At 73.9% G+C, this 25,461-nt stretch carries 17 protein-coding genes; 10 read left to right on the top strand and 7 right to left on the bottom strand.

The genetic code is table 11. The annotated features are described in order from the left end of the window. The first annotated feature begins 115 nt into the window (after positions 1 to 115). Positions 116 to 2,611, top strand: a complete 2,496-nt coding sequence (gene pcrA, locus OG764_RS14940) for a DNA helicase PcrA (RefSeq protein WP_328968923.1) — start codon at positions 116 to 118, stop codon at positions 2,609 to 2,611. A gap of 155 nt (positions 2,612 to 2,766) precedes the next feature. Here the strand turns inward: pcrA and OG764_RS14935 are convergent, their stop codons facing one another. Both OG764_RS14935 and OG764_RS14930 read right to left on the bottom strand, forming a co-directional pair. Next, positions 2,767 to 4,359 carry a M23 family metallopeptidase gene (locus OG764_RS14935; protein ID WP_328968922.1) on the bottom strand — a complete coding sequence of 531 codons (1,593 nt, stop codon included), beginning with the start codon at positions 4,357 to 4,359 and terminating at the stop codon, positions 2,767 to 2,769. A 323-nt stretch (positions 4,360 to 4,682) separates the two neighbouring features. Next, positions 4,683 to 5,486: an esterase/lipase family protein gene (locus tag OG764_RS14930; RefSeq protein ID WP_328968921.1), complete on the bottom strand. Its 804-nt coding sequence runs from the start codon at positions 5,484 to 5,486 to the stop codon at positions 4,683 to 4,685. A 227-nt stretch (positions 5,487 to 5,713) separates the two neighbouring features. Here OG764_RS14930 and OG764_RS14925 point away from each other — a divergent pair, with 227 nt between their 5' ends. After that, on the top strand, positions 5,714 to 6,127 hold the full coding sequence (locus OG764_RS14925) for a cobalamin B12-binding domain-containing protein (protein ID WP_328968920.1): 414 nt from the start codon (positions 5,714 to 5,716) through the stop codon (positions 6,125 to 6,127). 386 nt (positions 6,128 to 6,513) lie between these two features. Here OG764_RS14925 and OG764_RS14920 read toward each other — a convergent pair whose 3' ends face one another. Together OG764_RS14920 and OG764_RS14915 are read right to left on the bottom strand one after the other, a co-directional pair. Continuing rightward, positions 6,514 to 8,118 (bottom strand): DUF5691 domain-containing protein, encoded by a 1,605-nt coding sequence (locus tag OG764_RS14920; RefSeq protein WP_328973016.1) that lies wholly within the window; start codon positions 8,116 to 8,118, stop codon positions 6,514 to 6,516. A 445-nt stretch (positions 8,119 to 8,563) separates the two neighbouring features. Continuing rightward, the gene (locus OG764_RS14915; RefSeq protein ID WP_328968919.1) at positions 8,564 to 9,916 is read right to left on the bottom strand and encodes an SWIM zinc finger family protein; all 1,353 of its coding nucleotides are present in this window, start codon (positions 9,914 to 9,916) and stop codon (positions 8,564 to 8,566) included. 155 nt (positions 9,917 to 10,071) lie between these two features. Between OG764_RS14915 and OG764_RS14910 the strand changes: the two genes are divergently transcribed. From OG764_RS14910 to sucD, 5 genes are all read left to right on the top strand, one after another. Further along, positions 10,072 to 11,178 (top strand): ATP-binding protein, encoded by a 1,107-nt coding sequence (locus tag OG764_RS14910; protein WP_328968918.1) that lies wholly within the window; start codon positions 10,072 to 10,074, stop codon positions 11,176 to 11,178. Then, positions 11,175 to 13,556 carry a DUF5682 family protein gene (locus OG764_RS14905; protein ID WP_328968917.1) on the top strand — a complete coding sequence of 794 codons (2,382 nt, stop codon included), beginning with the start codon at positions 11,175 to 11,177 and terminating at the stop codon, positions 13,554 to 13,556. Before OG764_RS14910 ends, OG764_RS14905 begins: the two co-directional genes overlap by 4 nt. Then, positions 13,553 to 14,722 (top strand): VWA domain-containing protein, encoded by a 1,170-nt coding sequence (locus tag OG764_RS14900; protein ID WP_328968916.1) that lies wholly within the window; start codon positions 13,553 to 13,555, stop codon positions 14,720 to 14,722. Before OG764_RS14905 ends, OG764_RS14900 begins: the two co-directional genes overlap by 4 nt. Positions 14,723 to 15,079: 357 nt before the next feature. After that, positions 15,080 to 16,258, top strand: a complete 1,179-nt coding sequence (gene sucC, locus OG764_RS14895; RefSeq protein ID WP_328968915.1) for an ADP-forming succinate--CoA ligase subunit beta — start codon at positions 15,080 to 15,082, stop codon at positions 16,256 to 16,258. Positions 16,259 to 16,279: 21 nt separating this feature from the next. After that, positions 16,280 to 17,164, top strand: a complete 885-nt coding sequence (gene sucD / locus OG764_RS14890; RefSeq protein ID WP_328968914.1) for a succinate--CoA ligase subunit alpha — start codon at positions 16,280 to 16,282, stop codon at positions 17,162 to 17,164. Between the two features lie 107 nt (positions 17,165 to 17,271). On the opposite strand, the gene OG764_RS14885 is transcribed toward sucD, so the two are convergent. Continuing rightward, complete coding sequence (locus tag OG764_RS14885; protein WP_328968913.1) at positions 17,272 to 19,182, bottom strand: helix-turn-helix domain-containing protein; 1,911 nt, start codon at positions 19,180 to 19,182, stop codon at positions 17,272 to 17,274. Between the two features lie 116 nt (positions 19,183 to 19,298). On the opposite strand from OG764_RS14885, the gene OG764_RS14880 reads away from it, so the two are divergent. Further along, positions 19,299 to 21,236, top strand: coding sequence for a cell division protein PerM (locus tag OG764_RS14880; protein ID WP_328968912.1), 1,938 nt, complete (start codon positions 19,299 to 19,301; stop codon positions 21,234 to 21,236). 470 nt (positions 21,237 to 21,706) lie between these two features. On the opposite strand, the gene OG764_RS14875 is transcribed toward OG764_RS14880, so the two are convergent. Then, positions 21,707 to 22,261, bottom strand: a complete 555-nt coding sequence (locus OG764_RS14875) for a hypothetical protein (protein ID WP_328968911.1) — start codon at positions 22,259 to 22,261, stop codon at positions 21,707 to 21,709. 206 nt (positions 22,262 to 22,467) lie between these two features. Between OG764_RS14875 and purN the strand changes: the two genes are divergently transcribed. Together purN and purH are read left to right on the top strand one after the other, a co-directional pair. Next, positions 22,468 to 23,091 carry a phosphoribosylglycinamide formyltransferase gene (gene purN / locus OG764_RS14870; RefSeq protein ID WP_328968910.1) on the top strand — a complete coding sequence of 208 codons (624 nt, stop codon included), beginning with the start codon at positions 22,468 to 22,470 and terminating at the stop codon, positions 23,089 to 23,091. Next, positions 23,088 to 24,653, top strand: coding sequence for a bifunctional phosphoribosylaminoimidazolecarboxamide formyltransferase/IMP cyclohydrolase (gene purH, locus OG764_RS14865; RefSeq protein ID WP_328968909.1), 1,566 nt, complete (start codon positions 23,088 to 23,090; stop codon positions 24,651 to 24,653). Before purN ends, purH begins: the two co-directional genes overlap by 4 nt. 83 nt (positions 24,654 to 24,736) lie before the next feature. On the opposite strand, the gene OG764_RS14860 is transcribed toward purH, so the two are convergent. Then, positions 24,737 to 25,327: an RDD family protein gene (locus OG764_RS14860; protein WP_328968908.1), complete on the bottom strand. Its 591-nt coding sequence runs from the start codon at positions 25,325 to 25,327 to the stop codon at positions 24,737 to 24,739. Positions 25,328 to 25,461: the final 134 nt, after the last annotated feature.

The following is a 25,461-nucleotide window of genomic DNA, read 5'->3' as shown; positions in this document are numbered from 1 at the left end:
AGGGTCCGGACGCATATGCGCGCGGGCCGACGGGGCCGCCCGGGGACTGCCTCGAACTGTGACTTTCCGGACGCGGACCGGTCCTGTCGGTCCCGGCCTTTAGACTCGGAAGGCGATGAGCAGCCTCTTTGACGACAGTTTCCTGGCGGACCTGAAGCCCTCCCACGAGGAGCACCCGCCGCCTCCGGAGGAGTACGGCCCGGACGAGCACGCGGACGATCTGTTCGGCGGCAAGTTCGACGTGCCCATGACCGGGGACGCGTACTACCGCGACGGCGCCCCGAAGCCCGTGATCGACCCGGCGGCCCTCCTCGACGGGCTGAACGAGCAGCAGCGCGCCGCCGTCGTGCACGCCGGATCGCCGCTGCTCATCGTGGCCGGCGCCGGCTCCGGCAAGACCCGGGTGCTGACCCACCGCATCGGCCACCTGCTGGGCTCGCGCAACGTCCACCCGGGCCAGATCCTCGCGATCACCTTCACCAACAAAGCCGCCGGCGAGATGAAGGAGCGCGTCGAGAACCTCGTCGGCCCGCGCGCCAACGCGATGTGGGTGTCCACCTTCCACAGCGCGTGCGTGCGCATCCTGCGCCGCGAGTCGAAGCGGCTGGGTTTCACGTCCTCGTTCTCGATCTATGACGCGGCCGACTCGAAGCGCCTGATGGCGCTCGTCTGCCGGGACCTGGACCTCGACCCCAAGAAGTTCCCGCCGAAGGCCTTCAACGCCAAGATCTCGAACCTGAAGAACGAGCTCATCGACGAAGAGGCGTTCGCGGACCAGGCCGCCGACGGTTTCGAGAAGACGCTGGCCCAGGCGTACGCGATGTACCAGTCGCGGCTGCGCGAGGCCAACGCGCTCGACTTCGACGACATCATCATGACCACGGTCCACCTGCTCCAGGCGTTCCCGGACGTGGCCGAGCACTACCGCCGCCGCTTCCGGCACGTCCTCGTCGACGAGTACCAGGACACCAACCACGCGCAGTACACGCTCGTACGCGAACTGGTCGGTCCGGGCTACGACGACCTGCCGCCCGCCGAGCTGTGCGTGGTGGGTGACGCGGACCAGTCCATCTACGCCTTCCGCGGTGCGACCATCCGCAACATCCTCCAGTTCGAGGAGGACTACCCGAACGCGACGACGATCCTGCTGGAGCAGAACTACCGCTCCACGCAGACCATCCTCTCCGCGGCCAACGCGGTCATCGAGCGCAACGAGAACCGCCGCCCGAAGAACCTGTGGACGGACGCGGGCAGCGGCGCGGGCATCACCGGATACGTCGCCGACACCGAGCACGACGAGGCGCAGTTCGTCGCCGACGAGATCGACCGGCTCACGGACGCGGGCGACGCGAAGGCCGGCGACGTCGCCGTCTTCTACCGGACCAACGCCCAGTCCCGCGTGTTCGAGGAGATCTTCATCCGGGTCGGCCTGCCCTACAAGGTCGTCGGCGGCGTGCGCTTCTACGAGCGCAAGGAGGTGCGGGACGTCCTCGCGTACCTGCGGGTGCTCGCCAACCCCGAGGACAACGTCCCGCTCCGGCGGATCCTGAACGTGCCCAAGCGCGGCATCGGCGAGCGCGCCGAGGCGATGATCGACGCGCTGGCGCTGCGCGAGCGGATCACCTTCCCGCAGGCCCTCAAGCGGGTGGACGACGCGTACGGCATGGCCGCCCGCTCCACCAATGCCGTCAAGCGGTTCAACACGCTGATGGAGGAACTCCGGACGATCACCGAGTCGGGCGCGGGCCCGGCGGTGGTGCTGGAGGCGGTCCTGGAACGCACCGGGTACCTGGCCGAACTGCAGGCCTCCACCGACCCGCAGGACGAGACCCGGATCGAGAACCTCCAGGAACTCGCCGCCGTGGCACTCGAATTCGAGCAGGAACGCGAAGAGGGCGAGGGCACCGGCACGCTCGCCGAGTTCCTCGAGAAGGTGGCCCTGGTCGCGGACTCCGACCAGATCCCCGACGAGGACGAGGACGGCTCCGGCGTCATCACGCTGATGACGCTGCACACCGCCAAGGGCCTCGAATTCCCGGTGGTCTTCCTGACCGGCATGGAGGACGGCGTCTTCCCGCACATGCGGGCGCTCGGCCAGACCAAGGAGCTGGAGGAGGAGCGGCGGCTGGCGTACGTGGGCATCACGCGTGCGCGCGAGCGGCTGTACCTGACCCGGTCCTCGATGCGCAGCGCCTGGGGCACCCCCTCGTACAACCCGCCGTCGCGGTTCCTGGAGGAGATCCCGGAGCAGTACCTCCAGTGGAAGCGGACGGGCGCGCAGAAGCCGGCCGGACCGATGCGCAGCTCGGCGGGCGGCGCGGGCGGTTCGGGTGGCCGGGCTTCGTTCGGGACCTCGCCGGAGTCGTTCCTCGCGGGCGGCCTGTCGTCCTCGCGCTCGCGCTCGGGCCCCTCGGGCTTCGCCACCCGGCGGACCGCGGACAAGCCGGTGATCGCGCTGGTGGTCGGGGACCGGGTGACGCACGACCAGTTCGGGCTGGGCACGGTCATGGAGGTCACCGGGGCGGGCGCGGACGCGCAAGCCACGATCGACTTCGGGGACGCCAAGCCGAAGCGGCTGCTGCTGCGGTACGCGCCGGTCCAGAAGCTCTGACGCGGAGGCAGGAGCTCTGACGCCGGTGCCGGAAGCTCTGACGCGAGGCAGGATCTCTGACACCGGTGCGGAAGCTCTGACGCGGGGGCCGCGCGCTCGGGAACCCAAGGGCCTACGGGGGGCCGGGGCACCACGAGCCCCGCGGGTCCCGGGTGTTACGTGGGGTTCAGGCCGTGGGCCCGCAGCCACGACAGCGGGTCGATGGCCGAGCCGCCGCCGGGCCGGACCTCGAAGTGCAGGTGCGGACCGGTGGAGTTGCCGGAATCGCCCGAGTACGCGATGACGTCGCCGGCCTTGACCGGGCCGGACCGGAGCTTGGTGCTGCCGAGGTGGCAGTACCAGGTCTCGGTGCCGTCGGGGGCGGTGACGATGGCCATGTTTCCGTACGCCACGTTGAACCGGGTGTGCACGGTGCCGTCGGTGGCGGCCATGACGGGCGTGCCCAGCCCGACCGGGAAGTCGATGCCGGTGTGCAGGGACATCCAGTTGAGGCCGGACTGGCCGAACCGGGCGCTCAGGCCGTGCTGCGCGACGGGCAGCGAGAACTTGGGGCGCAGGGCTTCCTTGCGGGCCGCCTCCTCCGCGCGCTTCTTGCGGTCCGCTTCCTGGCGGGCGCGCAGGTCGATGCGCTCCTGGGTGCGGCTGGCGCGGTCGGCGAAGTCGCCCGCGTCGGCGCTGAGCGCGGCGAGCTGGGTGTCGAGCTTGTTGTTCGCCGCGACCGGCTTCACCGAGGCCGGGTCGGGCGCGGCGAGGGTGGTGGTCTGCTCGTTGGTCTGCCGGCTGTCGGTGAGACCGCCGACCGAGGCGGCGGCGACACCCGCGACGCCCATCACGCAGACCGAGGGCACGGCCACGGTCAGCAGGGCCGAACGCTTGGCGGGAGTGCGGCGGCGGCCGCGGCCGGCGGCAGGCGCGGCGGGCGCGGTGCGGCGGGCGGAGCGGGGCGCGGGCGCGACGGCCGCGGGCTCGGGTTCCCGGTGCGCGGCAGCGGCGCCGACGTCGGAGCCGGTTTCCTCGGGTGAGTCCTCGACGACGGCCTCGAACACGGCCGTCCCCTCGACCGCCGCGTGCTCCTCGTAGCCGGCGGCCTCGTCGTACCCGGGCGTTTCGTCGTAGCCGGATGCCTCGTCGTAGCCGGTGGCCGGCTCGGGCGCGGCGTACGCGGTGTAGTCGGGGAGCTCGGCGGTTCCGGCGTACTCGCCGTAGGCCGCGGGCTGCTGCCCGTACGGGTCGTGCGCGGCCGGGGCGGGCTGCTCCTCGTACCCGTAGGAGGGGGTGTACTGGCGGGGGAGTTCCTCGGCGGCGCTGCCGTTCCAGGCGGTCGCGTCGTAGCTGCCGGTCTCCGTGGCGCCGGTGGCGAAGCCGGGCATGGCCCAATGGCCGGATTCCTGGCCGGAGGTGTCGTACCCGAAGGCGTTCGGCTCGTAGGCGGTGCTGCCGTTCCAGGCGCTCGCGTCCCACTGGCCGGTGGTGTCCTCCGGGACCGTCTGCACCGGAATGGCAGCGAGGTACGCCTCTTGGGAGGAAGTGTTCCAGGCCGTCGCGTCGTACGTGCCCGTCTCGTACGTCTGCTGCGTCGAGTACGTGCCGTACGGGTCGTACGCGTAGCCGTAGCCCTGGCTCTGTTGCTGGTTCCCGAAGCCCGCGTCGAGGGACCCGTCGTAGTACGCGGCACCGGCGAAAGTGGTGGTGGAAAGGCCGTCATACCCGGCATCCGGGTACTGGCCCGACGAGGGGCGGTCGTTCACCAACTTCTCTTTCGCCTCGGCAGTGGGGGCCTGGGTGGCCGGGGAATTGGAGATTCCCCGGAGGAGAGCAGTGGCGTGACTGTACCCGTCGGTTCGCGGCCTCGACAATCTTCGGCGGGTTTCGTGGCTTCAGGAACCGGGCATTCAGCCGCCTTTCGGCGCACTGAAGGCACACCCTTGGCGCTGCGTTCGAAGAACGTTCGAAAAAATCGGTTGCGCGGACGGCTCGGGAGGGTCGTCCGTCCGGGTGCGCGTGGCCGTGGTCGGCCGTACGGGTCGTAAGGGTCGCGGCCGGGGTGTGCGGTGTACGGGTCGGCCGGGGGTCAGGCGACGGAGGCGTCGCCCGTGGCGGCGGCCGCGCGGCGGGCCGGACCGTCCAGGGCCCGGCGGATGCCGGCGGTGACGGCCGGGTGCACCGGGAGCGCGAGGTGGCCGATGCCGGTGACCGGCACGTTCTCGGCGTGCAGGTCCGGGTGGTCCAGGGCGGCGGTCTCCACAGGCACCATCACCTGGTCGAGATCGCTCCAGAAGCTCACGAACCGGGTCCGGCAGCCGGGCGCGGGGAGCTGGAGTTCGCGGATCACCTCGGAGTCCGGGCGCATCTGCCGGATCAGCGGGTGCGCGTCCATGAGCGGGGCGATGCGGGTGCCCTGGTGGGGTGTGCCCAGGCAGACCAGGGTCCGTACCCGTGCGTCACCACCCATGCGCTGGACGTAGTAGCGCGCGATCAGGCCGCCGAGGCTGTGGCCGACCAGGTCGATGCGGTCCTGCCCGGTCTCGGCACATACCTCTTCGACCCGCAGGGCGAGCGCGGCGGCGGCGGCCCGCAGGTCGGTGGTGAGCGGGGAGTAGTTGACCCCCTCCACCCGGCGCTGCCCGTGCGCCGCCAGCATCGGGCGCAGCAGTACGAACACGGAGCGGTTGTCGGTGAACCCGTGGAGTAACAGGACGGGCGGCCGCAGCTGCCCGGCGCTCGGGCCGGAACCGGCGGGGCGCTCGGGCCGGATTCCGGTGGGGTAGACCAGCAGGTGCGCCGCGAGGATCGCCAGCTCCAGGAACGCGGCCCGGACGGCGTCGGCGGACATGTCGGCGACCTTGGGGACTTTCAGTGCCAGGCCCAGGCCCATGGCTGCCTCCTGAACGGTTCCCCGAGGCGGCGTTACCGTCACCGGTATGCCACGCCGCCGTGCCGTGCGGCTGGCGGCACGGTGGCGTGGCGACCGTGTCGCGGCTCCCTTGCGACCGGCTGTGTCAATGACGAAAACGTGTCAGGTGTGATTTCCCCCATGCCGCCCACCGCGAAACGGCGGGGTGCGGGATGCTGTGCTTAACGTTCGTTCACCTGGAGGTAGTGATGGGTGTGACCGGTCCGATCCGAGTGGTGGTCGCCAAGCCGGGTCTCGACGGCCACGACCGTGGTGCCAAGGTGATCGCGCGCGCCCTGCGCGACGCCGGCATGGAGGTCATCTACACCGGTCTCCACCAGACACCGGAGCAGATCGTGGACACGGCGATCCAGGAGGACGCCGACGCGATCGGCCTGTCCATCCTCTCCGGCGCCCACAACACGCTCTTCGTGAAGGTGATCGAACTCCTCAAGGAGCGCGACGCGGAGGACATCAAGGTCTTCGGCGGCGGCATCATCCCGGAGGCGGACATCGCTCCGCTCAAGGAGAAGGGCGTGGCCGAGATCTTCACGCCGGGCGCCACCACCACGGCGATCGTCGACTGGGTCCGGGCGAACCTCCGCCAGCCGACCGACGCGTAACCGGCCCCGCCGGGTGAGGGTGGCGCGCCCTTGGCTTCGCCGGCGCCCGCGGGGTGATCTCCTGCCGCGGCGGCTGCCCCAGGGGCAACCCCTGCCTGGGCCGGTAGCTTCCAGCCTCGCCGGCGTTTGAGGCGCGGGTCCGGGCGGAGCCCGGTGCCCGGCGCCAGCCGGGTCGCAGTCCTGGGGCTCCGCCCCAGACCCCGCGCCTCAAACGCCGGCGAGGCTGGATGTTGCCGGCCAGGCGGGGTGCGCCGCCCGGGCGGTGGCGAGGCTGGGTGTTGCCGGCCACGCGGGACGGTGCCGCCCGGGCAGTCGCCGAGGGAAGTTGCGCGCCAGGGCACTGGCGAGGCTGGAGCCGGCGCGGGCGGGCGTGAGGGGTGGCGGGGTCAGGGGGCGGAGGGTGTGAGTTCGGTGTGCATGGTTGCGCGCGTACGCAGCGTCGCGACCAGTCGCAGGAACGCCTCCGACCAGTAACCGACCGCACCCGGCGTCCCGTCCGGCGGATCCTCGTACGCCGAGGTCAGCGCATCGAGCCGCCCCGCCTCCGCAGGATCCAGGCAGCGCTCGGCAAGCCCCATCACCCCGCTGAAGCTCCACGGGTAGCTCCCGGCATCCCGCGCGATGTCGAGCGCGTCGACCACGGCCCGGCCCAGCGGCGCCGCCCACGGCACCGCACACACCCCGAGCAGCTGGAACGCCTCGGACAGCCCGTGCGCCGCGATGAAGTCCGCGACCCACTGCGCGCGCTCCGCCACGGCCAACGTCTCCAGCAGCTTCGCGCGTTCCGCGAGCGAGGCCGTCCCCGGGCCGGCCGCCGGAGGCGCGGCGGGCGCACCGAGCAGCGCCTTCGCCCAGGCCGGGTCCCGCTGCCGGACCGCCGCCCGGCACCAGGCCGCATGCAGGTCCTCGGCCCAGCCCTCGGCCACCGGCAGGGCCACGATCTCGGCGGGGGACCGCCCGCCGAACCGCTCGCGCCAGCAGGACAGCGGCGCGGCCTCCACCACCTGTCCCAGCCACCAGGACCGCTCGCCGCGACCGGCCGGCGGCCGCTTCACCACCCCGTCACGCTGCATCGCCGCGTCGCACTCCCGAGGCGCCTCCACCCCCTCCGGGCCGACGCAGGCAAGGGCGCGCTCCGCCATGCGCGCTGCCAGCGCCGAGCGGGGCAGCGCGGACAGCAATTCGGCGGCGGTGGAGCGGACGTTGCGGCTGCGGTCGGCCAGCGCCTGCTCCAGGAACGGCTCGTCCGCGTCGGACAGGCCGGCCCGCATCGAATCGAGGAACATCAGCCGGTCCTCGGCCCGCTCGGTGCCCCAGGTACGGGCGAGCAGTTCCCTGGCCGCGGCCGCGTCGTGCGCCCGTACCAGCGCCAGCACGGCCACCCGTTCGGCGAAGAGGCCCTCCTGCCAGAGCCGTTCCACGGCGACCGGATCCGCCGGATCCGGCAGGGCGCTGCCCCCGCTGCCGCTGCGGAGCGCGAACCGCCAGTCCGGGTTGAAGCGCGCCAGCCACAACCCGCGCCCTCCGGCCAGCGCGAGCGCCTGCGGCCGCAGGTCGGTACGGGCCCGGGCCGCGTCCAGCAGCGCCGGCAGCAGGGCGTGCGGCGCCTGGTAGCCGTGGGAGTTCGCCGCCGCCAGCCACTGCGGCAGCAGCTCCGCGAGATCGGGCGCGGCCCCCCGGCCGGTGACGCTCCCCGCGGCCCGGCCGGCCAGGAGCTGCGCCAGCCGCCGTCGCGCGGCCTCCGGCAGCTCCGGCCGCGGATCGGGAGCCACCGGATCGGGCAGCGGCCGGGCCGCCGCGGGCCGCAGCCCGGCCCTGCGCCGCACCGTCTGCAACGCCGCCGCGTCGAGCAGCGCCTGCGGCCCCCCGCCGCCGGCCCCGCCGCGCCGCTCGGTCCCCAACAAGGCCGCGGTCACCAGCCCCTCCCACCCCACCCCGTCCCAGCCCTCTCCCTCCAGGCCCCCTCCCACCACTGCCGCCCCGGTCTCCATCACGCCATTCCCCGCTCCCGCCAGCACCGTTCCCGCCCCCCTACTGTCCGTTCCGGCCCCTGCCGGTCCCGTCCCCGTCGACGCCTCCGCAATCGCGGAACCCGCCGTCGTCTCCACCGTCATCGCGTACGCCCCCGCCTCTCGCGTTCCGTGGGATTCCCTTGTGTGGTGCGCCCCGGTCCCGCCCCCTCCGCGGGACCGGGGCAGTCCCGTCCGGCTCGCGCCGGAGGCCCTGTGGCCCAGCCGCATGGCTCTGCTCGTCGGCTTTGCCGACAGCCCAGTTGCCCGGGTCCGCCGCTCCACCGGTCCGCCGGTCCACCGGTCCGCCGACCTCGCCGACTGCCCGGCTGGCCAGCCGGCTCCCGGCTTCGCCCCCCAACCCCGGCCCCCGCCCCCAGCCCCGGCCCCCGCCCCCGCCCCCAGCCCCCGGCCTCCGCCCCCCCCGTCAGCCCAGCGGCACGGCCTCAGGCGAGGCCGGTTGCCAGGCCGTCAGGGGGGTGAAGCCCGTGTGGCCGCATTCTCCGAAGACCGTCAGGGGGCCGCCGCCGGACAGGGCGGCCAGCTGCCAGCGGGCCGGGCCGGATCCGGCCCGGGGGCTCAGCGGCAGGGCGGACTTGCCGTCCGCGTCCGCCAGCTGCCAGCCGCCGTCGTCGGCCGGCACCGGTATCACCCCGGCCAGCACCACCGGCCAGGAGTCCAGCCACGGGTCCTCGCGCAAGGCCGCGGCGTACTCGTCCAGGGCGACCCCCGTGTCCACACCCGGCGGTGGTCCCGCATGCGGCACCGGCGGGGCCGAACGCTCCCCCAGGTCCGCGCGCAACTGCCCGGCCCCCGCGTGGAAGGACGCCTCGGCAGGCACCACCAGGCCGACCGGCAGGGCCAGTTGGGGCGGCCGGCCGGGCGGGCCGAAGTCCAGCACCAGCGCGGTACGGCCGCTCTCCAGCCCGTACAGCCAGATCCGGCGCGTGGTGAGCCGCCCGTCCGGCGCCACCGTGTCGTACTGCGCCAGCACCAGCCACCGGTCGGACACCGGCGCACCCGCGGCCGCCCCCGGCAGCCCCACCCGGGTCCGGACCGTCGCCGCCAGCGGAGCCGGCAGCTCCGCCACCCCCAGCCAGGCCCGGTCCAGCAGGTGCAGCAGCGCGCACTCCTCCAGCATCCGCGCCGGCCAGCCCGGCCCCGACGCCGTCAGCGTCCCCAACTCCCGCACTCGGCCCGCCAGTCCCGGAGCCTGCGCGTCGACCATCCGCGCCGCGGTCTCCTCCCACGCGCCGTACCCCGCCTGTTCCTGACCCGCGAGGCCGCCGCGCAACAGATCGGACAACCGCTGCTCCAGCTCGACGACGCCCCCGCCGATCCGCTCGGCGCGCCGCTCGGCCCGCCGCCGGGCCGCCGCCTCGTCCACCGGCCCCGCCGCGCCCGAGCCACCCCCCTCCTGCTTCCGTTCCCCCTTCCGTGCCCGCTCCCCGAGCCACCCCCCGGCCCATTCGGGCACCGCCTCCGCCGGCACCGCGCCCGGGTCCGCCGCCCACAGCAGGAGCAGCCCCAGCGCGTGCTTGCACGGGAACTTCCGGCTCGGGCAGGAGCACTTGTACGCCGGACCCGTCAGGTCCACCACCGTCTGGTACGGCTTGCTGCCACTGCCCTTGCACAGCCCCCACACCGCCCCGGAACCGGAACATCCCGCCCCGGACCACGGCCCGGCACCGCCGAGCTTGGTCCCCGCCTTGCGCGACGCTTCGTCAGGCGCCAGCGACAGCACCTGCTCGGCAGTCCAGCGCACCGCCTGATCAGTCATGCCCCGAAGGTAGAGCCGCCCACTGACAATGCGTCTGACCTGCAACAACGCTCATCGGCAAGGTGATTGGGGGCCCGTTGTCAGTGGCGTGGTGCACCGTGGAAAACGCATCCGGAGCACGCGGAGGCGACGGACAGGCACCTGGAGGGGGATCCATGACCATGCCCGGAAACGGCACGGACGGCGAGGCGCTTCGGCCGCATGCGGAGGACGCGTTCGCAGAGGAGCTGAAGGCCCTGGCGGCCGCCGACGACCGGCCGCGGCCGGCCCGCTGGAAGCTCTCGCCGTGGGCCGTCGCCACCTATCTCCAGGGCGGCACCCTGCCCGACGGCACCGTGATCACACCCAAGTACGTGGGCCCGCGCCGGATCGTCGAAGTGGCCGTCACCACCCTCGCCACCGACCGCGCACTGCTCCTCCTCGGCGTCCCCGGCACCGCCAAGACCTGGGTGTCCGAACACCTCGCCGCAGCCGTGAGCGGCGACTCCACCCTGCTCGTGCAGGGCACCGCCGGCACCCCGGAGGAGGCGATCCGGTACGGCTGGAACTACGCCCGGCTGCTCGCCCACGGCCCCAGCCGCGAGGCACTCGTCCCCAGCCCCGTCATGCGCGCCATGGCCGAGGGGATGACCGCCCGGGTCGAGGAGCTCACCCGCATCCCCGCGGACGTACAGGACACCCTGATCACCGTCCTGTCGGAGAAGACCCTCCCGATACCCGAACTCGGCGACGAGGTGCAGGCGGTGCGCGGGTTCAACCTCATCGCCACGGCCAACGACCGTGACCGCGGTGTCAACGAGCTGTCGAGCGCGCTGCGCCGCCGCTTCAACACGGTGGTCCTGCCGCTGCCCGCCACGCCCGAGGCGGAAGTCGACATCGTGGCCCGCCGCGTCGACCAGATGGGCCGTTCCCTGGACCTCCCGGCAGCCCCGGAAGGACTCGAGGAGATCCGCCGGGTCGTCACCGTCTTCCGCGAGCTGCGCGACGGGGTCACCACCGACGGGCGCACCAAGGTGAAGAGCCCCAGCGGCACCCTGTCCACGGCCGAGGCCATCTCGGTCGTCACCAACGGGCTCGCCCTGGCGGCCCACTTCGGGGACGGCGTGCTGCGCCCCTCGGACGTGGCGGCCGGCATCCTCGGGGCCGTGGTCCGCGACCCGGCGGCCGACCGGGTGGTCTGGCAGGAGTACCTGGAGGCCGTGGTCCGCGAGCGCGAGGGCTGGAAGGACTTCTACCGGGCCTGCCGGGAGGTCACGGTATGAGCGGTCCCCTGCTGCTGGGCATCCGGCACCACGGACCGGGTTCCGCCCGCGCCGTGCGGGCCGCCCTCGACGCGGCCCGGCCCCCGGCGGTCCTCGTGGAGGGCCCGCCGGAGGGCGACGCCCTGCTGCCGCTCGCCGCCGACCCGGGCATGCGGCCGCCCGTCGCCCTGCTCGCGCACGTCGCCGACGACCCGGGGCGCGCCGCGTTCTGGCCGCTCGCCGAGTTCTCCCCGGAGTGGGTGGCGATCCGGTGGGCGCTGGCGCACGAGGTCCCGGTCCGCTTCATCGACCTGCCGGCGGCCCACTCCCTCGCCGGGGAGCCGCCCGGGCAGCCGGAAGCCGACACGGACACCGGCACGGACGCCGGCAGGGACGCCGACACGGAAGCCGGGGCAGCACTGCGCCTGGACCCGCTCGCCGCCCTCGCCGAGGCCGCCGGATACGAGGACCCCGAGCGGTGGTGGGAGGACGTCGTCGAGCACCGCGGCGCGGGCGGCGACCCGCTCGCCGCCTTCGAGGCGGTCGGCGAGGCCATGGCCGCCCTCCGCGAGGACCACGGGGACGGCGCCGACGCGCGCGACCTGGTCCGCGAGGCCCACATGCGCCAGCGGATGCGCGCCGCCCGCCGCGAATTCGGCGACGCGTACGCCGTGGTGTGCGGGGCCTGGCACGTGCCCGCGCTGCGCGCGAAGACCACCGCCACCGCCGACCGGGCGCTGCTCACCGGGCTGCCCAAGGTGAAGACGGAGACGGCCTGGGTGCCCTGGACCCACCGCAGGCTCTCCCGGGCCACCGGATACGGCGCGGGCATCGGCTCGCCCGGCTGGTACCGGCACCTGTTCACCGCGCCCGACCGGCCGGTGGAGCGCTGGATGACCAAGGTGGCCGGGCTGCTGCGGGAGGAGGACCGGCAGGTCTCCTCCGCGCACGTCATCGAGGCGGTCCGGCTCGCGGACACCCTCGCCGCGATGCGCGGGCGTCCGCTCGCGGGCCTGTCCGAGACCCTGGACGCCGTCCGCGCCGTGATGTGCGAGGGCTCCGACGTCCCCCTCGCGCTCGTCGAGGACCGGCTCGTCGTCGGCGACGACCTCGGAGAGGTGCCCGAGCACGCGCCGGCGGTCCCGCTGCAACGCGACCTGACCCGCAGTCAGCGCACGCTGCGCCTCAAACCGGACGCCGCCGAACGCGAACTGGAACTGGACCTGCGCAAGGACACCGACACGGCCCGCAGCCTGCTGCTGCACCGGCTGCGGCTGCTCGGCATCGGCTGGGGCGAGCCGGCCGCCTCCCGCGGCAGCACCGGCACCTTCCGGGAGACCTGGCGGCTGCGCTGGGAGCCGGAACTCTCGGTCCGGGTCGCCGAGGCCGCCGTGTGGGGCACCACCGTCCTCGCCGCCGCCACCGCCCGGGCGGAGGCCGACGCCCGGGCCGCCGGGCAGCTCGGCGAGGTGACGGCACTGGCCGAGCGGTGCCTGGCGGCCGGGCTGACCGACGCCCTGCCGGTCGTGATGCGGGTGCTCGCCGACCGCGCGGCCCTCGGCACCGACGTGGGCCAGCTGGCCAAGGCGCTGCCCGCCCTCGCCCGCGCGCTGCGGTACGGAGACGTACGCGGCACCGACACGGCGGCGCTCGCCGAGGTGGCGGCCGGGATCGCCGAGCGGATATGCGTGGCGCTGCCGCCGGCCTGCGCGGGCCTGGACGCGGAGGGCGCGGCCGAGCTGCGCGGCCACGCGGACGCCGTGCACGCGGCGATCGGCCTGCTCGCGGACCGGGGGCTGCGGGACCGGTGGTCCGGCGTGCTGCGCACGCTGGCCGGGCGGGACACCGTGCCCGGCGGCATCCGGGGCCGGGCCGCCCGGCTGCTGCTGGACGACGGGCTGCTGCCCGCCGGGGAGACCGCCCGTCTGATGGGTCTGGCGCTGTCCCGGGCCGCGGCGCCCGCCGACGCCGCCGCGTGGATCGAGGGCTTCGTCGGCGGCGGCGGGGGCGGCGGCACCCTCCTCGTGCACGACGAGCGGCTGCTCGGGCTGATCGACGACTGGCTCACTGGGGTGCCCGCCGACGCGTTCACCGACGTACTGCCGCTGCTGCGGCGGACGTTCGGGGCGTACGAGCCGGGGGTGCGGCGGACGCTCGGGGAGCTGGTCCGGCGGGGCCCGGGGGCCGGGCCCGCGGCGGCGGTCACGGGGTCGGCGCCGCCCGGCTTCGCACCGGAGCTGGATCCGGTGCGGGCGGAAGCTGTGGTGCCGCTGGTGCGGATGCTGCTGGGCCGGCCGCAGGCGCCGGCGGATGCGGGAGCAGCAGCAGAGGCGGCAGCGGAAGCGCAAGAGCGGCAAGCGCACGGGGAACGGGAAGAGAAGGCGGGGGTGGGAAGGTGACAGGGACTGCTGTGGGCTCGCCCGAGCAGCGGGACGAGCGGCTGCGCCGCTGGCGGCTGGTGCTCGGCGCGGAGGGCGGCGAGGGCACGGGGTACGAGCCGGTGGGCCGGGACGCGGCGATGGACGCGGCGCTCACCGCGCTCTACGGGTCGGGCCGGGCGGGCGGCAGGAAGCGTACGGGGGAGCGGTCGGCGGGCCTCGGCGCGTCCGCGCCGTCGGTGGCCCGCTGGCTCGGGGACATCCGTACGTACTTCCCCAGCTCGGTCGTGCAGGTGATGCAGCGGGACGCGATCGACCGGCTCGGGCTGGCCTCGCTGCTGCTGGAGCCGGAGATGCTGGAGGCCGTCGAGGCGGACGTCCACCTGGTGGGGACCCTGCTGTCGCTGAACAAGGCGATGCCCGAGACCACGAAGGAGACGGCCCGGGCCGTCGTCCGCAAGGTCGTCGACCAGCTGGAGAAGAAGCTCGCGACCCGCACCCGGGCCACCCTGACGGGCGCGCTCGACCGGTCCGCGCGGATCAGCCGGCCCCGGCACCGGGACATCGACTGGGACCGCACCATCCGCGCCAACCTCAAGAACTACCTGCCCGAGTACCGCACCGTGGTGCCCGAGCGGCTCATCGGCTTCGGCCGGGCCGCGCAGTCGGTGAAGAAGGACGTGGTCCTGTGCATCGACCAGTCCGGGTCGATGGCCGCGTCGGTGGTCTACGCGTCGGTGTTCGGCGCCGTCCTCGCCTCCATGCGGTCGATCGACACCCGCCTCGTGGTCTTCGACACCGCGGTGGTCGACCTCACCGACCAGCTGGACGACCCGGTGGACGTGCTCTTCGGCACCCAGCTCGGCGGCGGCACCGACATCAATCGGGCCCTGGCCTACTGCCAGTCGAAGATCACCAGGCCCGCGGAAACCGTCGTCGTCCTCATCAGCGACCTCTACGAGGGCGGCATCCGCGACGAGATGCTCAAGCGGGTCGCCGCGATGAAGGCGTCCGGTGTGCAGTTCGTCGCCCTCCTCGCGCTCTCCGACGAGGGCGCCCCCGCCTACGACCGCGAGCACGCGGCCGCCCTGGCCGCCCTCGGCGCCCCTGCCTTCGCCTGCACCCCCGACCTGTTCCCGGAGGTGATGGCCGCGGCGATCGAGAAGCGCCCCCTTCCCGTCCCCTGACGGCCGTCCGGCGGAGGCCGGGATGGTGCTTGGGTTCTACACGTATCGCCAGCTCACGCCCGTGATCGCGACCGTCGGGGCGGGTCGGCGGCGGCCCGTCACGGCCCCTGGGAAATGGTCAGATCCCACGAACCCCCAGCTCACCACTCGGGCGATCTGTGAGGGGAATCACCGCGCGGGGGTGATCTGAGATTTAGGGACCACCGTCCTCCGGGGATAACCTGCCGGACGGACATGCCGCGTCCACGGTCACCGTGTGCGCATCCCCTGTGACAGCGCCGTCACGTTGCCCTCCGCGGCACGCCCACGCAGACAACCGCGAACACTGCGAATCTTTAAGACAAGGGACGGACGCGCGTGGACCTGTTCGAGTACCAGGCGAGGGACCTCTTCGCCAAGCACGGTGTACCGGTGCTGGCCGGTGAAGTGATCGACACGCCTGAGGCGGCTCGCGAGGCCACCGAGCGGCTGGGCGGCAAGTCGGTCGTCAAGGCGCAGGTGAAGGTCGGAGGCCGCGGCAAGGCCGGCGGCGTCAAGCTGGCCGGCACCCCGGACGAGGCCGTCGCCCGTGCGACGGACATCCTCGGCATGGACATCAAGGGCCACACGGTCCACAAGGTGATGATCGCCGAGACCGCTCCGGAGATCGCGGAGGAGTACTACGTCTCGTACCTCCTCGACCGAACCAACCGCACCTTCCTGGCCATGGCCTCCGTGCAGGGCGGCATGGACATCGAGGAGGTCGCGGAGAAGACCCCCGAGGCCCTCGCGAAGGTCCCGGTCAACGCCAACGAGGGCGTGACCATCGAGAAGGCCCGCGAGATCGTCGCCCAGGCGAAGTTCCCGGCCGAGGTCGCGGAGCAGGTCGCCGAGATCCTCGTGACCCTGTGGGACACCTTCATCGCCGAGGACGCGCTCCTCGTCGAGGTGAACCCGCTCGCGAAGGTCGCCGACGGCCGCGTCATCGCGCTCGACGGCAAGGTCTCCCTCGACGAGAACGCCGAGTTCCGCCAGCCGGGCCACGAGGAGTTCGTGGACCACGCGGCCGCGAACCCGCTCGAGGCCGCCGCCAAGGCGAAGAACCTCAACTACGTCAAGCTCGAGGGCGAAGTCGGCATCATCGGCAACGGCGCGGGTCTCGTCATGAGCACCCTCGACGTCGTCGCGTACGCCGGTGAGAACCACGGTGGCGTCAAGCCCGCCAACTTCCTCGACATCGGTGGCGGCGCCTCCGCCGAGGTCATGGCGAACGGCCTTGAGATCATCCTCGGCGACCCGGACGTCAAGTCCGTGTTCGTCAACGTCTTCGGTGGCATCACCGCGTGCGACGAGGTCGCCAACGGCATCGTCCAGGCGCTGGCCCTGCTCGCCTCGAAGGGCGAAGAGGTCACCAAGCCGCTGGTCGTGCGTCTCGACGGCAACAACGCGGAGCTGGGTCGCAAGATCCTGTCCGACGCCAACCACCCGCTCGTGCAGCGCGTGGACACCATGGACGGCGCGGCCGACAAGGCCGCCGAGCTCGCGGCTGCGAAGTAAGGAAGAGGGGAACAGAAAGCCATGGCTATCTTCCTCACCAAGGACAGCAAGGTCATCGTCCAGGGCATGACCGGCGCCACCGGCATGAAGCACACCAAGCTCATGCTCGCCGACGGCACCAACATCGTCGGCGGTGTCAACCCGCGCAAGGCCGGCACCTCCGTCGACTTCGACGGCACCGAGGTCCCGGTCTTCGGCTCCGTCGCCGAGGCGATGGAGAAGACGGGCGCCGACGTCTCCGTCCTCTTCGTGCCGCCGGCCTTCGCGAAGGCCGCCGTCGTCGAGGCCATCGACGCCGAGATCCCGCTGGCCGTCGTCATCACCGAGGGCATCGCGGTGCACGACTCCGCCGCCTTCTGGGCGTACGCGTCCGCCAAGGGCAACAAGACCCGGATCATCGGTCCGAACTGCCCCGGCCTGATCACCCCCGGCCAGTCCAACGCCGGCATCATCCCGGGCGACATCACCAAGCCCGGCAAGATCGGTCTCGTGTCCAAGTCCGGCACGCTGACCTACCAGATGATGTACGAGCTCCGTGACATCGGCTTCTCCTCGGCCGTCGGCATCGGTGGCGACCCGGTCATCGGCACCACGCACATCGACGCCCTGGCGGCCTTCGAGGCCGACCCGGAGACCGAGCTGATCGTGATGATCGGCGAGATCGGCGGCGACGCCGAGGAGCGTGCGGCGGACTTCATCGCGAAGAACGTCACCAAGCCGGTCGTCGGTTACGTCGCGGGCTTCACCGCCCCCGAGGGCAAGACCATGGGCCACGCGGGCGCCATCGTCTCCGGCTCCTCCGGCACCGCCCAGGCGAAGAAGGAGGCCCTCGAGGCCGCCGGCGTGAAGGTCGGCAAGACGCCGACCGAGACCGCCAAGCTGGCGCGCACCCTCCTGGGCCTGTAACAGCCTCGGAGCCCCGCGTTCCACCGTACGTACGGCCGTGGGCCCGCATCCTCGTCACGAGGGTGCGGGCCCACGCCCGTTGTGCCCGGCGCTCCGGGCGGGTGTCGTCAGCCGGTCTCGGGGACCAGGCGCTCCGGGCCCGGCGCCGGCTCGGAGCGCAGCTTCTCCCGGAGTTCGCGCCGCTTCTCGGTCAGCCGCTGCGGGCCCATGTGCGGCGGTACGCCGGTCACGGCGGCGCCCGGCGCGGGGACGGGCTCGTACCGGGTGGGCGCGGTCTGCGCGGTGTACGCGGTGGCCGCCGCGATCACGGCGGTGAGTGCGACCGCCGCGCGGGTCCAGAATCGGCCGCGGTGATCGGCGCGCCCTCGGACGGCGGCGGCGGGGCCGGGCTCCAGCCGTACGGCGGGGATGAAACCGCCGAACCGTTCGCGCAGCAGCACGGACTCCCCGCCGGGCGGTGCCTGCGCCAGCTCCGGCAGCCGGCGGGCGAGTTCGCCGTGTGCGGTGAGCAGCCGGCTGCCGGCGGCGACCGTGGTGGCCTCCGTCTCGGCGGCCGTGTCGGGCAGGTCGAGGCCGACCCCGTCGTAGAGCAGGACCGTACGGCGGTGCCGGGGCGGCAGCGCGAGCAGCGCCTTGAGCAGCGCGCGGTCGGCGAGTTCGGCCGGCGGCTTGTCGCCGTGCCGGCGGGCGCGGCGGAACCGGTGCCAGGGCGACAGCGCGTACTCGTACGCCGCCGCGCGGACCCAGCCCACCGGGTCGCGGTCGGTGGCGACGTCCGGCCACTGCTGCCAGGCCTGCTGGAAGGCGCGCTCGACGGCTTCGACGGCGAGCGCGCGGCGGCCCGTCAGCAGGTACGTCTGCCGGGCGAGGGAGTGCGCGGTGTACGCGTACAGCGCGTCGAAGGCCTGGGCGGGCGCGATGCCGCCGGGGGCGGCCTGTCGCGAGGTGGCGGGCGGCGAGGTGGCGGGCCCGGGTGCGGCGGCCTGCGGGGCTTCGGCCGGGACGGCCGTCAGCGGGACTTCGGCCCGGGAGGCGGTGGCCTGCTGATCGCCGGTCTGGAGGACGCTCGCCGACGGGACTTCGGCCTGGGGGGCGCAGGTCAGGAGGTCTTCGGCCGGCATGCCGGTGGTCTGCGGGTCGTCGGTCCGCGGGTCTTGGGTCCGCGGGTCTGGGGTCCGCGGGTCTTGGGTCCGCGGGTCTGGGGTCCGCGGGTCTTGGATCCGGGGGTCTTGGATCCGCGGGTCGGTCATGAGCGGGCCGGCGGCGGGGGCCGGGGTCGCCGGGGCGGCCGGGCTCGGGGTGGGGCGGGGGCTGGGTGCGGGTTGCGGTGCGGGGCGGAGGCCGGTGCCGGTGACCGGTGCGGTCAGGGCGGCCATGGAGGCGCGTTCGTGCGGCGCGTCGTGGCGCCCGGCGTCGTGGCGGGCCTGCCCGGCGGGCGGCTTCGCGGCCCGCTTGACGGCGGCCTTGGGGCGGGTGCCGGCACTGGCCGTGCCGGGCTTGGGCGGCGGCGCGGGCGCCGGCCGCCGGGCCGCGCCCGCGCCGGACCCTGCCGCTCCACGGTCGGCCTCCCCGTCACCCCGCGAGCCGTCGGCCCGTTCCCGCCGTTCCGGATCCGGGGACCCCTTCGGCTCCGCCGGTCCGGGCCCGCCGTCCGCGCCCGCAGCCGCCTTCCCGTTCCCGTCCGCCGGGCCTGCCGCGTCCTCAGGACTCTTGCCGTCGGCCGGACCTGCCGCATCCTCAGGACTCTTGCCGTCGGCAGGGACTTCCCCGGCGGGTTGCTGCGGCTCGTCCGTGGCGCCCTCGGACGAGCGGAGGTCGGCGAGCAGTTTCGCGTAGGCCTCGCGTTTGCGGCCGCGCGGTTCGGTGCGGCCGGTTTCCCACGACCGGACGGTCGTCGCGGTCACCCCGACGGCCTCCGCGATCTCGTCATGGCTGAGCTCACCGGCTTCGCGCAGCCTGCGCCGCTCCTTGGGGGAGGGCAGGGACAGTTCGGAGGCGATGGGGACGCTCTGTGTCATGCCGGACTCCCCACGGCGCAGGCCTGGGCGAAAAAGTACATAAACGTATATTGAGCGACACAACGATCATTCGCCTGTTACGCGCCCTCAGCGCGTGTCGTTGGGACCATGGCCGTGTGACCCACGTGACCGAACGCGGCCCGTCCTCGTCGGCGGCTCAGCGGTCCGGGCGCCGCCGCTCGCCCGCGGCCGCCGCCTGTGTACTGGGCGGCGCTGTCGCCGCCGGGCTGGGGCTCGGCTCCCTGGCCGTCCTCGTCATGGTGCTCTGGATCAGCTCGCCCTACCCCGACAGCGGGCCGGGCGGCGCTCTCCACGTGGCCGCCGGCCTCTGGCTGTTGGCCCACGGCACCGAGCTGATCAGGTACGACACCCTCTCCGGGGTGCCCGCCCCGGTCGGCATGACCCCGCTGTTGCTGGTCGCCCTCCCGGTGTGGCTGATGCGGCGGGCGGCCCGGCTCGCGGTGTACGAGGACGAGGCGGAGGAGGGCGAGGGCCTGTCCGCCGGCGCCGTGTTCTCGGCCGTGACCTGCGGCTACCTGCTGGTCGGCGCCGCCGCCACGGTCTACGCGGCGGGCGGCCCGATGCCCGCGAACCCGCTCAGCGCGGCCTGGCACGTGCCCCTGGTGGCCTTCGTGGCGGCCGCGGGCGGGGTGTGGTCCGCGCGGGGCCGTCCGTACGGGCCGCTGCCCCGCTGGGTGCCGGGGGGCGTACGGACGGCTGTCGCGCGCCCCCGGAACGCGCGGGCGCTGCGGGCCGGGAGCGCCGGGGCGCTGACCCTGCTCGGCGGTGGCGCGCTGCTCGTGGGTGCCTCGCTGATGTGGCACGCGGGCGCGGCCCAGGAATCGTTCCTCCAGCTGACCGGGGTGTGGTCCGGCCGGTTCGCGGTGCTGCTGCTCGCCCTCGCGCTGATCCCCAACGCGGCCGTGTTCGGCGCGGCGTACGGGCTCGGGCCCGGCTTCGCGCTCGGCGGCTCGGCCACCGCGACGCCGCTGGCCTTCGTCGGGGAGCCGGCGCTGCCGGGCTTCCCGTTGCTGGCGGCCCTGCCGCCGGAGGGCTCGGGGACGCCGCTGACGTGGGCGGCGTTCGGGGTGCCGGTGCTGGCGGGCGCGGTCGTGGGACGGTTCGCGGTCGACGCGGGCGCCGAGGACACGCGGTTCCGGGAGACGGCCCTCACCGCGGTCAGCGGTGCGCTGGTGTGCGGCCTGCTGACCGCGCTGGCGGCGGCGATGGCGGGCGGCCCGATGGGCTCCGCCCGGCTGGTGGCCTTCGGGCCGGTGTGGTGGGCCGTCGGCGGCGCGGCGTGCGCGTGGACGCTGGTGGTGTCGGTTCCGGTGGCGATGGTGGTGCGGGCCTGGCGGGCCCGGGGGGTGCGGGAGCCGTTGGAGCCCGTGGGGGTGGAGGCGGCGGTGTCGGGGGTGCCGGGCGGGCCGGGCGGGCCGGGGGTGGGGGACTGGCACGACAGGGGGGCGCGGGAGCTGCGGTGGGAGACGTTGCGCCGGTCCTCGGGGACGTTGTTCCCGGACTTCCGGGGGCTGTCGTCGTCGCCCGCGGGGCCGAAGGATGTGGCTGGGGTCGTGCCGGTGCCGGTGCCGGTGCCGGTGCCGGTGCCGGCGTCCGTACCGGGGTCTGTGCCGGGACCCGTCGTGCTGCCGGTGCTTCCCGGGGCGGAGGCTGCTCCCGTGCCGGTACCGGTACCGGTGCCGGTGGCGGAGCCGGTGGCGGAGCTTGCTCCCGGAGAGCCTGTGGCTGTGGCGGAAGCGGCGCCTTGGATGTCCGTGCCTGCGCCCGTGCCCGTGCCCGTGCCCGTACGGGGTGGCGGTGCGGGGGGTGGCGATGGCGATGCCGATGCCGATGGCGTGGGTGGGCGGGCCGGGGCGCTCGAGGAGGCGCTGGAGGGGGTGCGGGCGGAAGCGGGGCCGGTCGTGGGACCGGAGGTCGGCCCGGGGACCGGGCGGGAGTTCGGCGCGCCCGCCGGTCCTGCCGGGGCGGTGCCGGTGCTGCCTGTCGGGGGCGCCGGGGCGCGGGTGATGGCTCGGCGGCGCCGGTCGACGTGACGCGTCGGCCCGAGGCCCAGGGCAACCCGGCTCCGCCGGGCACCGGGCTCCGCCCGGACCCGCGCCTCAAGCGCCGGCGGGGCTGGGGTGTGTCGGCGAGGCCGGCGGGGTGGTGCTCGGGTTGGCGGGCTCCGCCCGGGCCCGTGCCTCAAGCGTCGGCGGGGCTGGGGTGTGTCGGCGAGGCCGGCGGGGTGGTGCTCGGGTTGGCGGGCTCCGCCCGGGCCCGCGCCTCAAGCGCCGGCGGGGCTGGGGTGTGTCGGCGAGGCCGGCGGGGTGGTGCTCGGGTTGGCGGGCTCCGCCCGGGCCCGCGCCTCAAACGCCGGCGGGGCTGGGGTGTGTCGGCGAGGCCGGTTGTCGGCGTGGCCACGGGTGGTGCGGGGTTGGCGGGCCCTGCCCGGGCCCGCGCCTCAAGCGTCGGCGGGGTTGCGGTGTGTCGGCGAGGTTGGGGAGGGCGCGGGGGTGCCCCCCGGTTACTTGCTGACGCCGATCAGGTCGCGTAGGCCCTTGGGGAGGAGGTCGTTGCATTTGAGTTCGGCGGTTTTGGTGAGGGCGTCGTCGCGGCAGGTGTAGAAGTCCTTGTACGCCAGTTGCGCGGTGTACGTGCCGATGGTCAGCACCAGGGCCACCGCCGCCGTCAGCAGGCCGCTCACCGCGGCGGTGAGCTGGGGGCGCGCCTCGTCGGGCCGGGTCTTCGCGCGCAGTGAGCTGATGCCCCAGTACAGGGCGAGCGCGCCGAGGAGCAGGCCCATCGACGGGATGCCGAACAGGGCGAAGAAGAAGGCCCACATGCCGCCCAGCAGCGCATAGCGGGCGCGGCGCTGGGCCGGGTCCGTCGGGTCCCAGCGGCCGGGTCCCGGGCCGCCCTTGCCGGGGTCCTGCGAGGGGCCGCGGTCACCGCCGCCGTCCGCGTCCGGACCGCCCGCGCCACCCGCACCGCCGCGCGGCTGCCAGGGCTGGTCAGGCCGGTCCTCCGGCGGGGGCGCGAACGGATTGTCGTCTGTGGGGGACTGGCGTGGGTCCGGCATCGGGTGCGTTTCTTCCCCTGCGTCGTCGTGTCCTCTACGGGCTGTACGCCAGACGCTACCCCCAGGCCATCCACCCGTCCCTCGGGGGCCGTCCGGTGTGCCGGTATCGTTGCAGGCGGTCGGTCGCTTCGTATGGTCCCCCGTATAGAGGGTGCCTGCGTTTTTGTACGACCATACAAGACGCACCCTGCGAGAAAGGGCCTCCCATGGCCGCCTCCCGCCTGGTCGTGCTGGTCTCCGGTTCCGGCACCAACCTCCAGGCCCTGCTCGACGCCATCGCCGCCCACCCGGAAGGCGCCGAGGGCTTCGGCGCCGAGGTCGTCGCCGTCGGTGCGGACCGCGCCGGGATCGCCGGCCTGGAGCGCGCCGAGAAGGCCGGAATCCCCACCTTCGTGTGCTCCGTCAAGGACCACGCGACCCGCGAGGACTGGGACCGGGCGCTGGCCGAGGCCACCGCCGCGTACGAGCCCGACCTGGTCGTCTCCGCGGGCTTCATGAAGATCGTGGGCAAGGAGTTCCTGGACCGGTTCGGCGGGCGGTTCGTCAACACGCACCCCGCGCTGCTGCCGGCCTTCCCCGGCGCCCACGGGGTGCGGGACGCCCTCGCCTACGGGGCCCGGGTGACCGGCTGCACCGTCCATTTCGTGGACGGCGGCGTGGACACCGGTCCGATCATCGCCCAGGGTGTCGTCGAGATCCGGGACGAAGACGACGAAGCCGCTCTCCATGAGCGCATCAAGGAAGTCGAGCGCAGGCTGCTCGTCGATGTCGTGGGGCGTCTGGCCCGGCACGGCTACCGCATTGAGGGACGAAAGGTAACGATCCAGTGACCGCCGAAGGTACCAAGCGCGGCATCCGCCGCGCGCTCGTCAGCGTCTACGACAAGACGGGGCTCGAGGAGCTGGCCCGCGGGCTGCACGAGGCGGGCGTCACGCTGGTCTCCACCGGTTCCACCGCCTCGAAGATCGCCGCCGCGGGCGTGCCGGTCACCAAGGTGGAGGAGCTCACCGGCTTCCCCGAGTGCCTGGACGGCCGGGTCAAGACCCTGCACCCGCGGGTGCACGCCGGCATCCTCGCCGACCTGCGCCTGGAGGACCACCGCAACCAGCTCGCCGAGCTCGGCGTCGAGCCCTTCGATCTGGTCGTCGTCAACCTCTACCCGTTCCGCGAGACGGTCGCCTCCGGCGCCACCGCCGACGAGTGCGTGGAGCAGATCGACATCGGCGGCCCCTCGATGGTGCGCGCCGCCGCCAAGAACCACCCGTCGGTGGCCGTCGTCACCAGCCCCGACCGGTACGCGGACGTGCTCGCGGCCGTCAAGGACGGCGGCTTCGACCTGACCGCCCGCAAGCGCCTGGCCGCCGAGGCGTTCCAGCACACCGCCGCGTACGACGTGGCCGTGGCCTCCTGGTTCACGAACGCGTACGCTCCCGAAGAGGGCGCGGTGCTGCCCGAGTTCCTGGCCGGCGCCTGGGACCGCAAGGCGAGCCTGCGCTACGGCGAGAACCCGCACCAGGCCGCCGCCCTCTACACGGACGGCCAGCCGGGCGGGCTCGCCAACGCCGAGCAGCTGCACGGCAAGGAGATGTCCTACAACAACTACGTGGACACCGACGCCGCCCGCCGCGCCGCCTACGACCAGGACGAGCCCTGCGTCGCGATCATCAAGCACGCCAACCCGTGCGGCATCGCCGTCGGCGCGGACGTCGCCGAGGCGCACCGCAAGGCGCACGCCTGCGACCCGCTGTCGGCCTTCGGCGGGGTCATCGCCGTCAACCGCCCGGTGACCGTGGCGCTCGCCGAGCAGGTCGCCGAGATCTTCACCGAGGTCATCGCCGCCCCCGGCTACGAGGACGGCGCGGTCGAGATCCTGGCCAAGAAGAAGAACATCCGCGTGCTCAAGGTCGACGGCCACCCGCACCAGCCGGGCGACCTGAAGCCGATCAGCGGCGGCGTGCTCCTCCAGCACAGCGACGTCTTCCAGGCCGAGGGCGACGACCCGGCGAACTGGACGCTGGCCACCGGCGAGGCGCTGTCCGCCGAGGAGCTCGCCGAGCTGTCCTTCGCGTGGAAGGCCTGCCGGGCCGTCAAGTCCAACGCGATCCTGCTCGCCAAGGACGGCGCCTCGGTCGGCGTCGGCATGGGCCAGGTCAACCGCGTCGACTCCGCGAAGCTCGCGGTGGAGCGGGCCGGCGAGGAGCGGGCGCGCGGCTCGTACGCCGCCTCCGACGCCTTCTTCCCGTTCCCGGACGGGCTGGAGATCCTGACCGCCGCGGGCATCAAGGCCGTGGTCCAGCCGGGCGGTTCGGTCCGCGACGAGCTGGTCGTGGAGGCCGCCAAGGCGGCCGGCGTGACGATGTACTTCACCGGCACCCGTCACTTCTTCCACTGACGCACGGCGGCACGAACGACCGGAGGCCGTATCCCCCGCGGGGGATACGGCCTCCGGCCTTTTTCGACGACCGCTCGCGCGCGTCAGAACTTCTTGACGACGACGCTGCCGACGATCTTGTCCGCGAAGTGCTGCTTCTTCGCGTCGAACGCGGGCCACAGGTAGCCGACGTAGCAGGGGAGCGCGTTGAGGAAGTCCAGCAGACCGCGGACGAACGCCATGCCGAAGCCGAGCGGGCGGCCGGTCGCCTCCTTCAGCACCTGGATGCTGACGGCCTTGCGGCCCGGGGTCTGGCCGGTGGTGCCCAGCAGGTACGACAGGCCGATGGAGCTGGCGATCAGCACGATGATGCCGACGTAGTAGAGCGGGCCCGGCGCGCCGGTCTCCGCGTCGAAGCCGCCCGCGATCATGAGGATGATCGGGATGATCGAGATGACCAGCGAGTCGATGATGCGCGCGACGAAGCGCGAGCCCCAGCCGGCGTACTGCTGCTGCACGGCCGCCTGGTTGGGGTAGCCGGGGGCGCCGCCGTAGGGCTGCTGCTGGCCCGGAGCCGGGTAGCCGTAACCACCCTGCGGCGGGACGCCCTGGGGGGCCTGCTGCGGGTAGCCGTAGCCGGGCTGGCCCTGCTGGGGCTGCTGACCGTACGGGTTGTTCGGGTCGCCGAAGCTCATGTTGGGGAGTTCCTCCGATGGAAGTGCGGGGACGCGCGGCCCGTGTGGAGGAACTGGTGGAACTGAGCGGTCGCCCCCCGGCACTGCCCGCGGTACTACATATTCGGTCATCGTTGCCGGACCGCCTTGCTCTT

The sequence above is a fragment of the Streptomyces sp. NBC_00239 genome (assembly GCF_036194065.1).
GTDB lineage: Bacteria > Actinomycetota > Actinomycetes > Streptomycetales > Streptomycetaceae > Streptomyces.
The sequence above is the reverse complement of the archived record's forward strand: the minus strand, read 5'-3'. Positions and strand labels throughout refer to the sequence as shown.

Excerpts from the sequence above, each read along its gene's own strand:
- OG764_RS14915 (WP_328968919.1), bottom strand. The coding sequence starts at position 9,916 with ATGACTGATCAGGCGGTGCGCTGGACTGCCGAGCAGGTGCTGTCGCTG.
- OG764_RS14885 (WP_328968913.1), bottom strand. The coding sequence starts at position 19,182 with ATGACACAGAGCGTCCCCATCGCCTCCGAACTGTCCCTGCCCTCCCCC.
- OG764_RS14905 (WP_328968917.1), top strand. The coding sequence starts at position 11,175 with ATGAGCGGTCCCCTGCTGCTGGGCATCCGGCACCACGGACCGGGTTCC.
- purN (WP_328968910.1), top strand. The coding sequence starts at position 22,468 with ATGGCCGCCTCCCGCCTGGTCGTGCTGGTCTCCGGTTCCGGCACCAAC.
- pcrA (WP_328968923.1), top strand. The coding sequence starts at position 116 with ATGAGCAGCCTCTTTGACGACAGTTTCCTGGCGGACCTGAAGCCCTCC.
- OG764_RS14930 (WP_328968921.1), bottom strand. The coding sequence starts at position 5,486 with ATGGGCCTGGGCCTGGCACTGAAAGTCCCCAAGGTCGCCGACATGTCC.
- sucD (WP_328968914.1), top strand. The coding sequence starts at position 16,280 with ATGGCTATCTTCCTCACCAAGGACAGCAAGGTCATCGTCCAGGGCATG.
- OG764_RS14910 (WP_328968918.1), top strand. The coding sequence starts at position 10,072 with ATGACCATGCCCGGAAACGGCACGGACGGCGAGGCGCTTCGGCCGCAT.
- OG764_RS14925 (WP_328968920.1), top strand. The coding sequence starts at position 5,714 with ATGGGTGTGACCGGTCCGATCCGAGTGGTGGTCGCCAAGCCGGGTCTC.
- OG764_RS14875 (WP_328968911.1), bottom strand. The coding sequence starts at position 22,261 with ATGCCGGACCCACGCCAGTCCCCCACAGACGACAATCCGTTCGCGCCC.
- OG764_RS14920 (WP_328973016.1), bottom strand. The coding sequence starts at position 8,118 with ATGGAGACCGGGGCGGCAGTGGTGGGAGGGGGCCTGGAGGGAGAGGGC.
- OG764_RS14860 (WP_328968908.1), bottom strand. The coding sequence starts at position 25,327 with ATGAGCTTCGGCGACCCGAACAACCCGTACGGTCAGCAGCCCCAGCAG.